Source organism: Streptomyces sp. ADI96-02, from assembly GCF_003846185.1.
In the GTDB taxonomy this organism is placed as follows: domain Bacteria; phylum Actinomycetota; class Actinomycetes; order Streptomycetales; family Streptomycetaceae; genus Streptomyces.
Genome location: NZ_ML123034.1, coordinates 3387033 through 3400541 on the forward strand (window position 1 = coordinate 3387033; position 13509 = coordinate 3400541).

Sequence of the window (13509 nt, forward strand, 5' to 3'; positions counted from 1 at the left end):
GCTAGGGGTTCGCCGTGGGCGCCGTGGGCAACTCTGGTCTCGCGACGTCGTGACCGACACCGGGAGGTCGGCCAACTGTCCCGGAAACAGCCGCATATGAAGCCGTTCTTTCGGTTCCTGGAGGAATTGACATGGCAAGCATCCGTACCGCTCGTGCCCTCGCCGCAGTCGCCGCGCTGCCTCTGACCGTGGCGCTCTGTGGTGGCATCGCCGCGGCGGACAACGGCTCCATTGCGAACGACGGGTCGAACGCCGCTGTGGCGACGATCGGCGGCACCGGTGTCGGCGGCGGCAACCTCGGCAACTCGTCGACCACCCAGCAGCAGGCGGTCGGGCCCGGCGCTTCGAACCAGAACACCTCGGCCCAGGTGAGCGGTTCGGCCTTCACGCCCATCGACCAGTCCGACCACAGCGTCGCGGTGAACTTCACCCCCTTCTTTCCGTAGCGCGGCCGTCGGGATCTTCTGGGGGTAGATCCCGTCCGGCTCGACAGCAGCCCGTGCGGCGGCACTTCGGTGCTCCGTGCGGGCTGCCGTCGTCTTGACAGAGACCATGAATCTGACGGACAGTCAGAAATGGAAGGGCCGGGGTCGGACCGAGTGCTCGTTACGACCCCGCCCCCTGCTCGCCGCTCCCCGTCCTCGGTCCGTCGTCCCCCGGAGGTCCCGCCGTGCACCTCGCCCCGACGGAGCGCCAGCGGCAGCTGCGTACCGAACTCCGCGCCTACTTCCGCGCCGTGCTGCCCGGCCGCCGGGGCGAGCGGCCGGCGCTGGACGCGGCCGAGGAGCGGCGGCTGCTGCGGAGGATCGGCGAGGACGGCATGCTCGGTCTCGGCTGGCCCGTCGCCTACGGCGGCCAAGGTCGCGGCGCGGACGAGCAGTTCGTCTTCTTCGACGAGGCGTACCGGGTCGGCGCCCCCGTCTCGATGGTCACCCTCAACACCGTCGGCCCGACCCTCATGGCGTACGGGACCGCGGAGCAGAAGGCGTACTTCCTGCCCCGCATCCTCAGCGGCGAGATCGTCTTCGCCATCGGTTACAGCGAGCCGGACGCCGGTACGGACCTGGCCGCCCTCAGGACCCGTGCCGTACGGGACGGCGACGCGTGGGTGATCGACGGCCAGAAGATCTTCACCAGCAACGCCCAGCAGGCGGACTGGATCTGGCTCGCCTGCCGCACGGACCCGGCCGCGCCCAAGCACCGGGGCATCTCGATCATCCTCGTGCCCACGAGCGATCCCGGCTTCTCCTGGACGCCCATCGAGACCGTCGGCGGCCTGACGACCACCGCCACCTACTACGACGGCGTACGGGTCCCCGCCGCCCATCTCGTCGGCACCGAGAACGAGGGCTGGAGCCTCATCACCAAGCAGCTCAACCACGAACGCGTGGCCCTGGCCGCGATCGGCATGCAGGCCGAGGACTTCTACGAGGAGGCCCGCGCCCACGCCCGTACGCCCGACCCGTCCACGGGGCGCCGCCGGATCGACGAACCCTGGGTGCGCGCCCGGCTCGCGGAGGCGTACGCCCGGCTCGCGGCGACCCGACTGCTGAACTGGCGCCTGGTCGCGGACGTCGGGGCGGGCGGGCTGGCCCCCGGCGAGGCGAGCGGCGTGAAGTTCGCGGGGACCGAGAGCGCCGTGGAGGTCTACCGGATGTGTCAGGAGGTCGTCGGCGGGACGGCGTTTCTGCGGGCCGGATCCGACGGCTGCTCCGGTCCGGTCGGCGAGTTGGAGCGGATGAACCGCGCGGCGCAGATCAACACCTTCGGCGGTGGGGTGGGCGAGGTACAGCGCGAGATCGTCGCGACGATGCGGCTCGGCATGACCCGGGGCCGGCGATGACCCGGCGGGAGGCGGAGGAACGGGCCGAGGAGGAACAGGAGGTGCAGGAGGTGCAGGGACGGGGGGCGGGGGAACAGGCGGCGGAGGGGCGGGCGGCCGGAGCGGTGGACGACGAGCTGTACCGGCGGCTCACGGCGTACGAGGGGCGTCCCGCGGCCACCGACGGCGTCGGCAAGGACCTGGTCAACGAGCCGATGATCCGGCACTGGTGCGAGGCGATGGGCGACACCGGAGCCGCGTACCGGGGACCGGAAGCGGTTGCTCCGGCGACCATGCTCCAGGTGTGGACGATGGGCGGCCTCTCCGGGCACGCCGGGCGCTCCGACGCGTACGACGCCCTGCTCGCGCTGCTCGACCGCGCCGGATACGCCTCCGTGGTCGCGACCGACAGCGAACAGCGGTACCTGCGTCCGCTGCGGCCCGGTGAGCGGATCACCTTCGACGCGGTCATCGAGGCCGTCTCCCGGCGCAAGACGACCCGGCTCGGCACCGGCTACTTCGTCACCACCCGGATGGACGTGCACGCCGACGGCGAGCCGGCGGGAACGCACCGCTTCCGCATCCTCAAGTACGCGCCGGCGCTCCGGAAACCGCGTCCCGAGCCCGAGTCAGCCCCCGCGTCCGAGGCCGAGCCCACCCCGGTGCCCGAGTCCGAAGCGGGGACCCCTGCCCCCGGCGCGGGCACGGTCGCTCCCGGCGCGGGCACGGTCGCTCCCGGCGCGGGCACGGTCGCTTCCGACGCGGGCACGGTGACTCCCGGCGCGGGCACGGTCGCTCCCGAGGCGGTGACGGTCGGGGTCGAAGCGGCGACGGTTGCCGCCAAGGTTCGGACGGGTGCCCCCGCGCCGCGCCCCCGGCCCGTGATCAACCGCGACAACGCCGGATTCTGGGCCGGAGTCGCCGAACACCGCCTCCTCATCCAGCGCTGCGCGCGCTGCGCCGTTCTCCGCTTTCCCTGGCTGCCCGGTTGCAACGCCTGTTCCTGCCCCGACTGGGACACCGTCGAGGCGTGCGGCGCGGGCACCGTCTTCAGCCACGTCGTCATGCACCACCCGCCGTTCCCCGCCTTCAGCCCGTCCGGCGACGGCGGACCGTACGCCGTCGCACTGATCGAACTGGCCGAGGGCGTACGCATCGTGAGCAACGTGATCGGTGTGCCGTACGACAGGGTCCGCGTCGGCATGCCGGTACGGCTGGAGTTCCTGCGTACGGACCCCGACCTGGAACTTCCGGTCTTCCGGGGGAGCGAGGACTGACATGGACTTCACTCCGAGCGAGGAGCAGGGCGCGGCGCGCGACCTGGCCGCGCGGATCTTCGGCGATCTGTCGACGCACGAGCGGCTGACGGCCGCCGGGACCGGGACGGACGCCGGGCTCTGGAAGGAACTGTGCGCGGCCGGACTGCCCGGCGCGATCGAGGACATCGGGCTGCTCGGCCTGGTCCTGCTGCTGGAGGAGCAGGGCCGGACCACCGCACAGGTCCCGTTCGCGGCGACCTGTGTGTACGGCGTCCTCGCCGTCGCCGAACACGGCACGGCCGAGCAGCGCGAACGTCTGCTTCCCGCCCTGCGCGACGGTACGGCGGTGGCGACGGGCGCGTTTTTGGAGCGCGTCTCCCCGGAGGGCGGCGGTGTGCGCGCCGCGACCGTGGACGAGGGGAGCGCAGGCGCGGGGGGCGGTTCGGCCACCCGGTTGTACGGGGCCGTGCCCTGGGTGCCGTGGCTGCGCGACGCCACCCAGGTACTGGTCGCGGACACGGATCGCCGGTTGTGGATCGTTCGTACGGACGCGCCGGGAGTATCGGCGGCCCCCGTGGAGACGACGGCGCCGTGGTCGGCCGCGCGTCTCGTCCTGGACGGCGCTCGCGTGGAGCGCCTGGGGCGCTCCGGCGCGTACGCCCCGGTGCTCGCCGCAGGCCGCATCGCGTTCGCCGGGCTTCAGGCCGGAGTCTGCTCCGGCTCGCTCGCACGGGCGGTTCACCACACCTCCGTGCGGGAGCAGTTCGGGCGACCGCTCTCCACGAACCAGGGTGTGCTGCTCCGCGCCGCCGACGCCCACATGGACACCGAGGCGATCCGGGTCACGGCGTACGAGGCCGCCTGGCGCAGGGACGCCGGCCTGGCGTACGCCGCCGAGGCGCTGACGGCGTCCTGGTGGGCCTCGGAGGCGGGCAGGCGGGTCGTGCACGCCGGTCAGCATCTGCACGGCGGAACGGGAGCCGACCTCGGCCACCCGGTGCACCGGCACTTCCTGTGGGGCCGGCAGATCGACGCGTACCTCGGATCGGGAGGAGAAGTCCTCCAGGAGCTCGGCCTGTTGCTGGCGGACGAGGAGGAGGGTGCGGCGACATGACGGACGGGCGCGGGCGAGTGGCTGTTCCGTGTACGGGCGACGCCCTGGCGCCGCTGGTGATCCCGGTGACGCGGACTCTGATCGTCGCGGGCGCGATCGCCTCGCGCGACTACCAGGACGTGCACCACGACGCCGAACGGGCACGGGAGAAGGGCTCGCCGGACATCTTCATGAACATCCTGACCACCAACGGCCTGGTCGGCCGTTTCGTCACCGATCACTTCGGCCCGGCCGCCGTCCTGCGCGCCGTCGCCATCCGGCTCGGCGTGCCGAACTACCCGGGCGACGTCATGACGCTGACGGGACGCGTCACGTCCGTGACCGGCTCCCCTTCGGACGGTGAGAGCCATCGTGTCGCCGAGGTCGCGGTCGTCGGGACCAACGGACTGGGCCGACACGTCACCGGTACGGTGACCGTCGCCGTTCCCACGCCCGGCCCGCCGGAACCCTCGGACCGGGAACCCTCGGACCGGGAACCCTCGGACCGGGAACCGTCGGATCGAGTCCCGGATCGAGGCCCGGTTCGCGGGAAAGAACCCCTGAACCAGGAGAACGCACCCCGCCGCCCCCGGGGCGAGCGCTCCGGCCCGGGGGCGGGCGCATGAGCGTGCGCAGGCCCGACACGCTCGGCGGAAGGGCGGCCATCGTCGGCATCGGGGCCACGGAGTTCTCCAAGGACTCCGGCCGCAGCGAACTGACCCTGGCGGTCGAAGCCGTCCGGGCCGCCCTGGACGACGCGGGACTCACACCCGCCGACGTCGACGGGCTCGTCACGTTCACCATGGACACCAGCCCCGAGATCACGGTCGCCCAGGCGGCGGGCATCGGCGAGCTGTCGTTCTTCTCGCGCGTCCACTACGGCGGTGGCGCGGCCTGCGCCACGGTGCAGCAGGCCGCGCTCGCGGTGGCGAGCGGGATCGCCGACGTGGTCGTCTGCTACCGGGCTTTCAACGAGCGCTCCGGCCGCCGCTTCGGCTCCGGCGTCCAACGGCGCGAACCGACCCCCGAAGGCGCGGCGCTCGGCTGGAACCTGCCGTTCGGGCTGCTCACCCCGGCCTCCTGGGTGGCCATGGCGGCCCGGCGCTACCTGCACGCGTACGGCCTGGAACCGGAGGTCTTCGGTCACGTCGCGGTGGTCGACCGGCTCCACGCCGCGCGGAATCCGGCGGCTCACTTCTACGGGAAGCCGATCACACTCGCCGACCACGCCGCCTCCCGCCCGATCGTCGAACCGCTACGGCTGCTGGACTGCTGCCAGGAGACGGACGGCGGTCAGGCCCTCGTCGTGACCAGCGCCGAGCGTGCCCGCGACCTGCGCCGGCCGCCCGCCGTCGTGGTCGCGGCGGCGCAGGGCGCGGGCCGGGCGCAGGAGCAGATGACGAGCTTCTACCGGGACGGGCTGACCGGGCTGCCGGAGACGAGTGTGGTGGCCCGGCAGCTGTGGCGGAGTTCAGGACTGGGCCCGGCCGACATCGACGTGGCCATCCTGTACGACCACTTCACGCCGTTCGTCCTGATGCAGCTGGAGGAGTTCGGTTTCTGCGGGCCGGGCGAGGGCGGGGCGTTCGTCGCGGCGCGGGAGCTGCCCCTGAACACCCACGGAGGCCAGCTCGGGGAGGCGTATCTCCACGGGATGAACGGCATCGCGGAGGCCGTGCGGCAGATCCGGGGCACGTCGGTGAACCAGGCGCGGGGTGCCGCGCGGACCCTGGTCACGGCCGGTACCGGCGTCCCGACGTCCGGACTGATCCTCGGCGCGGACGGCTGATCCGGCGCGGACGGCTGAGCCGGCGCGCCGGGCCGCCCTCGGCCCCTGACGGCCGCCCGCCCTCGGTCCCTGACGCCCGCCCCGGTGCCTGACCGGCCGCCCGCCCCCGGCCCCTGGCGCAAGCCCTCGGCCCCTGACGGCCGCCCGCCCCCGGCCCCCGACCGCCGCCCGCCGAAGGCTGACCGCGGCGCGCCGGGCCGTCCCCCTTCAGGAGGTGGCGGGCGCACCGCCCGTCCAACCTGAGACGGACCGCGCTTCGCGACCTGGGGCCGATCCGTCCGGGGGCGCCCGCTCCTAGCGTGGAGTTCATGACCACGCCAGTCTGCACGGGCGCCTCCAGGGCGGCCCCTGCCACCGCCGCCGCCTCCCATCACCGGCCCTACACGTCGTTCTCCTCGTACGTCCGTGCCCGGGGGCCGGTCCTGCTGCGCACCGCGCGCTCGCTCACCGCGAACCCGTGCGACGCCGAAGATCTGCTGCAGACCGCGCTCGTCAAGACGTACGTCGCGTGGGAGCGCATCGAGGATCACCGGGCGCTGGACGGTTACGTCCGCCGGGCCCTGCTGAACACCCGCACGTCGCAGTGGCGCAAGCGCAGGATCGACGAGATCGCCTGCGACGAACTGCCCGAGCAGGAGGCCGCCCCGGCCGCCGACCCGGCCGAGCGGCAGGTGCTGCACGACGCGATGTGGCACGCCGTGCTCAGGCTGCCGGACCGGCAGCGCGCGATGGTCGTCCTGCGGTACTACGAGGATCTCAGCGAGGCCCAGACCGCCGAGGTGCTCGGCGTGTCGGTCGGCACGGTCAAGAGCGCCGTCTCACGCGCCCTGCGCAAGCTCCGGGAGGACCCGGAGCTGACCCCGATGCGCTGAGCGCGCCTCGGCCCCGGCCGTGGCGTTGCCGGACCGGTGGCAGAACGGACGGCCGTGGAGGGCGGGCCGTAGAGGGCGGGCCGTAGAGGGCTGCCGTGGAGGGCGGCCGTAAAGGTGGCGGGACCGGTGACCCGACAGGAATATCTCCCGTGAGTAGTGACATACCGCGCGGTATGTGCGCAGAATCAGCGAGCCCCTACTGCCGCGTAGCGCCCACCGGGAGGACGCCGTGCTGAGCACCATGCAGGACGTACCGCTGACTGTCACCCGCATCCTGCAGCACGGGATGACGATTCACGGGAAGTCGCAGGTCACGACCTGGACCGGCGAACCCGAGCCGCACCGCCGCACCTTCGCCGAGATCGGCGCGCGCGCCACCCGGCTGGCCCACGCCCTGCGCGACGAACTGGGCATCGACGGCGACCAGCGCGTCGCCACCCTCATGTGGAACAACGCCGAACACGTCGAGGCGTACCTCGCCGTTCCCTCCATGGGGGCTGTGCTCCACACCCTCAACCTCCGGCTGCCGGCGGAACAGCTGATCTGGATCGTCAACCACGCGGACGACAAGGTGGTGATCGTCAACGGTTCGCTGCTGCCGCTCCTCGTGCCGCTGCTGCCCCACCTGCCCACCGTCGAGCACGTCGTCGTCTCCGGGCCCGGCGACCGCTCGGCCCTCGCCGGGGTCGCGCCCCGCGTGCACGAGTACGAGGAACTGATCGCGGACCGCCCCACCACCTACGACTGGCCCGAGCTGGACGAACGCCAGGCCGCGGCCATGTGCTACACCTCCGGCACCACCGGCGACCCGAAGGGCGTCGTCTACTCCCACCGCTCCGTCTACCTGCACTCCATGCAGGTCAACATGACGGAGTCGATGGGGCTGACCGACAAGGACACCACCCTCGTCGTCGTCCCGCAGTTCCACGTGAACGCCTGGGGCCTGCCGCACGCCACCTTCATGGCCGGCGTCAACATGCTCATGCCGGACCGCTTCCTCCAGCCCGCGCCGCTCGCCGACATGATCGAGCGCGAGCGCCCCACGCACGCCGCCGCCGTCCCCACGATCTGGCAGGGCCTGCTCGCCGAAGTCACCGCCCACCCGCGCGACCTCACCTCCATGGCCAGCGTCACGATCGGCGGCGCCGCCTGTCCGCCCTCGCTGATGGAGGCGTACGACAAGCTCGGCGTCCGGCTCTGCCACGCCTGGGGCATGACCGAGACCTCGCCGCTCGGCACCATGGCCAACCCGCCCGCCGGTCTGAGCGCCGAGGAGGAGTGGCCCTACCGCGTCACCCAGGGCCGCTTCCCGGCCGGCGTCGAGGCGCGCCTGGTGGGGCCGGCCGGGGACCACCTGCCGTGGGACGGCCGGTCGGCCGGTGAGCTGGAGGTCCGCGGCGCCTGGATCGCCGGTGCCTACTACGGCGGGGCCGACGGCGAGCACCTGCGTCCCGAGGACAAGTTCAGCGCGGACGGCTGGCTGAAGACCGGCGACGTGGGCGTGATCAGTGCCGACGGCTTCCTCACCCTCACCGACCGGGCCAAGGACGTCATCAAGTCCGGCGGCGAGTGGATCTCCAGCGTCGAGCTGGAGAACGCGCTGATGGCCCACCCGGACGTCGCGGAGGCGGCCGTCGTGGCCGTACCGGACGAGAAGTGGGGCGAGCGTCCGCTGGCCACCGTCGTCCTCAAGGAGGGCGCGGAGGTCGGCTACGAGGCACTGAAGGTCTTCCTCGCGGACTCCGGAATCGCCAAGTGGCAGTTGCCGGAGCGGTGGACGGTGATTCCGGCGGTGCCGAAGACGAGCGTCGGCAAGTTCGACAAGAAGGTGATCCGGAAGCAGTACGCGGATGGGGAGTTGGACATCACGCAGCTCTGAGGATCTGGCGTCGGTTTCACGTGAAACATGGCGGGGGCGGTACGGAAACCCGTACCGCCCCCGCCATGGGCTTCTCCTCGCCTGACCGAGGGCAGCCCTCAGTTGGTGCCGATCTTGGCCAGCAGGTCGACGATCCGGGACTGGACCTCATCGCTGGTGGACCGCTCCGCGAGGAAGAGCACGGTCTCGCCCGACCCCAGGCTCGGCAGGTCCGCCCGGTCCATCCCCGCCGAGGTGTAGACGACCAGTGGGGTCCGGTTCAACTGCCCGTTCGCCCGCAGCCAGTCGATGATCCCGGCCCTTCGGCGGCGCACCTGCATCAGATCCATGACCACGAGGTTCGGCCGCATACGCCCCGCCAGATCGACGGCCTCGCTGTCCGTCGACGCCCGTGCGACCTGCATTCCGCGCCGCTCCAGGGTCTCCGTGAGCGCCACCGCGATCTCCTCGTGCTCCTCGATCAGGAGTACGCGGGACGGATGCTGCTCGCTGTCACGGGGAGCCAGCGCCTTGAGCAGGACGGCCGGATCGGCCCCGTACGCAGCCTCCCGGGTGGCCTGCCCCAGACCGGCCGTGACCAGCACCGGAACCTCGGCGGCGACGGCAGCCTGGCGCAGTGACTGCAACGCGGTACGCGTGATGGGCCCGGTCAGCGGGTCGACGAAGAGCGCGGCGGGAAACGCGGCGATCTGGGCGTCGACCTCCTCGCGGGAGTTCACGATCACCGGGCGGTACCCCCGGTCGCTGAGCGCCTGCTGCGTCGGCACGTCCGGCGCGGGCCAGACGAGCAGCCGACGCGGGTTGTCCAGGGGCTCGGGAGGCAGTTCGTCGTCGAGCGGACGGGGCTGCGGACGGTTGTCGACCTCGACCGCGCCACCCGGTCCGTCCAGCGGTTCGGGCCCCTCGGCGCCCTCGTCGGGCGCTCCTATGGCGTAGGCACGCCCCTCGGCGACGGGCGAGGCCAGCAACTGCCCGGAGCCCGGCCCCGTGACGGTGGGCTGGGCGCCGGGAACCGGCTGGCCCGGTGACCCCGCATGTCCGGGAGCCTGCGGAGGAGGCGGCAGGTCCGGGCGGACCGGCGGGGCGACGGGCTCCGCGCCGGCCGCGGGCTGGGCTGCGGGGCGCTCGGCCTCCGGCGGGGCGGCGAGCTTGCGGCGACGGCCGGCACCGCCGAGACCCTGCGGGTTCTGCGGGTTGGGCTGGTTCTGCTGGTTCTGCTGGTGCGCGGGGTGCTGCGCGAACGGCACTCCCTGGCCCAGGGTCCGCACGCTGAAGGCGCGCCCCTGCGTCGAGTCCGGGTTGTTGCCTCCGGGCATCGGCTCCTCGGCCGGCAGCGGCTGCCTGCGCCCATTCGGGTCCGGAGCGCCCGATCCGCTGTCCGCCGGGTGCGCCGGCGCGGGGGGCACGGTCACGCTGCCGGTGGCGTGCGCGGTCTGCCCGGTGCCGCCGCCCCAGGGGCCCTCCTCGGCCGACGGCCGACGGGCCGCGCCCGCGTCGTCCTGCCCGACGGGCGGGGCGGGCGGGGCGGGCACCTGTCCCGGGGCTCCGTTCGCCCCGTTCCGGGACCAGTCGGCCTGCGGCGGGGCCACGGGGTGCGCCGGCGGCGGGGTGTGACCGGTCTCGGGTGCGGAGCGCCGGTGGTGCGCGGCGCCCGCCTCGGCGGCGGCCTCCGGGGCGACGGGCGTCCGGTCGGCGTCGGCGGGAGGCAGCGCGAAGGCGGTACGCGGACCCGCGTCGGCGGCGGTGCGCTCCTGGGCGGCGGCCAGCGCCCGCCGGGCCCGGCGCCCTTCGGGCTGCTGGGACTGCCCGAGGTCCTGCTGATTCCGCTGCCCGGTGCCAGGAGCGATGTTGCCGCCGTTGCCCGGGGCGCCTGATGTACCCGGGGTGCCCGCGTGTCCGCTGCCGGCGGCGAGGGCCGGAAGCGCGGGACGGTTCTCGCCGTCCTGCCTCGCCCGGCGGCCGGTCGGCGGCACCGGCTGCTGCGGGTCGACCGGCACGCCCTGCGGCGGCACGGTCAGCCCCCGCTGCGGACGGCCCCCGACACCCTGCGCCCCCTCGGCCTTCGTGACGACGGACCCCTCGGAGGGCGCGCCGGAGGTCAGCGCCAGGGCATGCCGATGCGGCTGCTCCCGTACGGGCTCCTGGGCCTGCTGGTGCTCCTGCGCTTGTGCCTGCGCATGAGGGAGGGCCAGACCGTGGGCCGGAACCGGGCCCTGCGACGGAACCGGGCTCTGCGCTGGTCCTTGACCCCATGGTGCCGGGGCGCTGCCGGGCAGGCCGGTGCCCGGGGCTCCGGCCGCGCCGATCCCGTCCGTCCCCGTGGCGACGGCCCCGGTCTCGGCGGGGCTGGGCCGTCCGCGCCTGCGCCCCGAACCCTCGCCCTGCTGGGCCGGGATCAGCTCGGGTCCCTGCTCCTCCTGCGCCGCCGGTCCGCGGCGCGCCCTGCGCCGTCCGGTCGGCTCGGCCACCGCCACGCCTTCGCCGGGCCCCGCCTCCGTCGCCGTTCCGGCACCCGTGTCCGCCCCGTGTACGGTCTCCGGCTCGCCGACGGGGCTCTCCAGGAACGAGTCCGTCGAGGAACGGCGGGCCCGACGCCGGCCGCCACTGGTCACACCCGGCGCGCCGAGACCGTCCGAGGACGGCGACGGCGACGGGGGCGTAGGCGGCGACGAAACGGCCTCCGGCACGGGTGCAGGCTCCGGCGGGGCCACGGGCGCGATGGTTCCCGCCCCGGCCCCGATCGGAATGTCGAGCACGTACGCGCTGCCGCTCATCCCGGGCATCTCGTGGGTCTGGAGCACACCGCCGTGCGCCCGGACGATGCCGCGCACGATCGGCTCGTGCACGGGGTCGCCGCCGGCGAACGGTCCGCGCACCTCGATCCGTACCACGTCACCGCGCTGCGCGGCGGCGACGACGACCGTGGAGTCGACGTAACCGCCTCCGGGCACCGGCCTGGTCTTGCCGGTCGAGTCCACCCCCGCGACGTCCGCGACGAGATGGGCGAGAGCCGACGCGAGCTGCCGGGCGTCGACCTCGGCCTCGATGGGCGGCGCGTGCACGGCGAACTGGGCGCGCCCCGGGCCGATCAGCTCGACCGCCCCGTCGATGCCGCCCGTCACGACCGCGTCGAGCAGGACCGGAGCCTTGACCAGCCCCTCCAGCCCGGCGTCCAGGCGCTGGTAGCCCAGCACGCTGTCCACGAGCGTCGTCATCCGGGCGTACCCGGCGGCGAGGTGGTGCAGGATCTGGTTGGCCTCCGGCCACAACTGCCCGGCCGGGTCGGCGGCGAGGGTCGACAGCTCGCCGCGCAGCTCCTCCAACGGCCCGCGCAGCGAACCGCCGAGGACCGCGGTGAGCTGGGAGTGCTGCGCGTCGAGAGCGGCGAGCCGTTCGGCCTGCTCCTCGATCTCGGCGGCGTACCGCTCGGCGCGGTCCGCGAGTTCGGCGGTGTGCGCCTCCGTGAGGGCGTCGATCTCGGCGGCATGCGCCTTCTTGAGCGCGGTGACCTCGGCGGCGTGGCTCGTGGTCAGTTCGTCGACGGCCGCCGTGTGCTGGGCGGTGAGCTCCTCGTACGGCCTGCGGTCGGTGAACGTCATCACCGCGCCGACGAGCTGGTCGCCGTCGCGTACCGGTGCGGTCGTCAGGTCCACCGGCACCTGCGCGCCGCTCTTGGACCACAGCACCTGCCCGCGTACGCGGTGCTTGCGGCCGGACTTGAGGGTGTCGGCGAGCGGCGACTCCTCGTACGGGAACGGCTCGCCCTCCGCCCGCGAGTGCAGGATCAGCGGGTGCAGCTTCTGGCCGCCGAGGTCGCTGGCCCGGAAGCCGAGGATCTGGGCGGCGGCGGGGTTGACCAGGACGACCCGGCCGTCCGTGTCGGTGCCCACGACGCCCTCGGAGGCGGCGCGGAGGATCATCTCCGTCTGGCGCTGCGAACGGGCCAGCTCGGCCTCGGTGTCGACGGTGCCGGACAGGTCCCGTACGACGATCATGAGGAGTTCGTCGCCGGTGTAGCTGGAGTGGATGTCGTTGTACGCGGCCTGACCGCTGTCCAGGCTCGCGCTGGTGACCTCGACCGGGTACGCGTTGCCGTCCGTGCGCCGGGCGGTCATCCGCGTCGGCTTGGTCCTGCCCTGCTCGTCCGCGGCCTCGGGCCGGCGCATCGAGCCCGGGATCAGCTTGGAGTCGAACTCCGGGAGCAGATCGAGCAGCCCGCGACCGACGAGCGCGGTGCCCGGGGTCTCGAACATCTCCAGGGCGATGGCGTTGGCGTTGACGACCGTGCCGTTGCAGTTGACGAGCAGGAGCCCGTCGGGGAGGGCATCGAGTATGGCTGCGAGGCGAGCAGTGCCTCGGGATGGCCTGCTGCTCACGACGACGCTTCCTCCCTGATTACCGCACCTTGCCGACAGCGGGCCCCGTCTTGCCCCTCGGGCCGCAGACCGTCACGGAAGGAGTCTAAGGGCAGGGGAGGGCCGAGGGGCGGCGGATGAGGGGAGCTCTCACCAAGGTTCTGTGCACGCGGTGTACGCCGTCGGCCTATGACGCGCGCCCCTGCGCCCCCTATGACGTGCGCGGACGGGCGGCGGGAGGGCGGCGTACGGACGCCCCGCGTCCTGTGGAAGGACGGGTGCGAGAGGGGGGCCAGGCGGCGCGTGGCGGGACGCGGCAGGAGCCGGAGCGAGGCTGCCGGGCCGGTCGCGGTTCCCTCATCGGGCCGTACGGGGGCCGCACCGGACGGTACGGGGAGCGAGAACGGGCCGAGAGCCGGCAGTGGCTCTCGGCCCGCAGT

9 protein-coding genes are annotated in these 13509 nt (G+C 73.6%); 8 read left to right on the forward strand and 1 reads right to left on the reverse strand.

The window, feature by feature from the left end:
• Nucleotides 1-131 precede the first annotated feature (131 nt).
• The 8 genes from EES43_RS14795 (at nt 132) to EES43_RS14835 (ending at nt 8714) form a co-directional block, all read left to right on the forward strand.
• Nucleotides 132-446 (forward strand): hypothetical protein, encoded by a 315-nt coding sequence (locus EES43_RS14795; RefSeq protein WP_124269172.1) that lies wholly within the window; start codon nt 132-134, stop codon nt 444-446.
• A gap of 224 nt (nt 447-670) precedes the next feature.
• Complete coding sequence (locus EES43_RS14800; RefSeq protein WP_124269173.1) at nt 671-1843, forward strand: acyl-CoA dehydrogenase family protein; 1173 nt, start codon at nt 671-673, stop codon at nt 1841-1843.
• A 104-nt stretch (nt 1844-1947) separates the two neighbouring features.
• Nucleotides 1948-3099, forward strand: coding sequence for a bifunctional MaoC family dehydratase N-terminal/OB-fold nucleic acid binding domain-containing protein (locus tag EES43_RS31005; RefSeq protein ID WP_241192652.1), 1152 nt, complete (start codon nt 1948-1950; stop codon nt 3097-3099).
• Nucleotide 3100: 1 nt separating this feature from the next.
• Nucleotides 3101-4195: an acyl-CoA dehydrogenase family protein gene (locus EES43_RS14815; protein ID WP_124269174.1), complete on the forward strand. Its 1095-nt coding sequence runs from the start codon at nt 3101-3103 to the stop codon at nt 4193-4195.
• On the forward strand, nt 4192-4800 hold the full coding sequence (locus EES43_RS31350; protein WP_241192426.1) for a MaoC family dehydratase: 609 nt from the start codon (nt 4192-4194) through the stop codon (nt 4798-4800). The genes EES43_RS14815 and EES43_RS31350 overlap by 4 nt, the downstream gene beginning before the upstream one ends.
• Nucleotides 4797-5963, forward strand: coding sequence for a lipid-transfer protein (locus EES43_RS14825; protein WP_124269175.1), 1167 nt, complete (start codon nt 4797-4799; stop codon nt 5961-5963). The genes EES43_RS31350 and EES43_RS14825 overlap by 4 nt, the downstream gene beginning before the upstream one ends.
• A gap of 308 nt (nt 5964-6271) precedes the next feature.
• The gene (locus EES43_RS14830) at nt 6272-6835 is read left to right on the forward strand and encodes a SigE family RNA polymerase sigma factor (RefSeq protein ID WP_124269176.1); all 564 of its coding nucleotides are present in this window, start codon (nt 6272-6274) and stop codon (nt 6833-6835) included.
• Between the two features lie 229 nt (nt 6836-7064).
• The gene (locus EES43_RS14835) at nt 7065-8714 is read left to right on the forward strand and encodes a long-chain fatty acid--CoA ligase (RefSeq protein ID WP_124269177.1); all 1650 of its coding nucleotides are present in this window, start codon (nt 7065-7067) and stop codon (nt 8712-8714) included.
• A 98-nt stretch (nt 8715-8812) separates the two neighbouring features.
• Here EES43_RS14835 and EES43_RS14840 read toward each other — a convergent pair whose 3' ends face one another.
• Complete coding sequence (locus EES43_RS14840; protein WP_124269178.1) at nt 8813-13090, reverse strand: response regulator; 4278 nt, start codon at nt 13088-13090, stop codon at nt 8813-8815.
• Nucleotides 13091-13509 lie beyond the last annotated feature (419 nt).

What these genes read in the sequence shown, in the direction of transcription:
- EES43_RS14795 (WP_124269172.1), top strand. Translation starts at nt 132, where the DNA reads ATGGCAAGCATCCGTACCGCTCGTGCCCTCGCCGCAGTCGCCGCGCTG.
- EES43_RS14815 (WP_124269174.1), top strand. Translation starts at nt 3,101, where the DNA reads ATGGACTTCACTCCGAGCGAGGAGCAGGGCGCGGCGCGCGACCTGGCC.
- EES43_RS31350 (WP_241192426.1), top strand. Translation starts at nt 4,192, where the DNA reads ATGACGGACGGGCGCGGGCGAGTGGCTGTTCCGTGTACGGGCGACGCC.
- EES43_RS14825 (WP_124269175.1), top strand. Translation starts at nt 4,797, where the DNA reads ATGAGCGTGCGCAGGCCCGACACGCTCGGCGGAAGGGCGGCCATCGTC.
- EES43_RS14830 (WP_124269176.1), top strand. Translation starts at nt 6,272, where the DNA reads ATGACCACGCCAGTCTGCACGGGCGCCTCCAGGGCGGCCCCTGCCACC.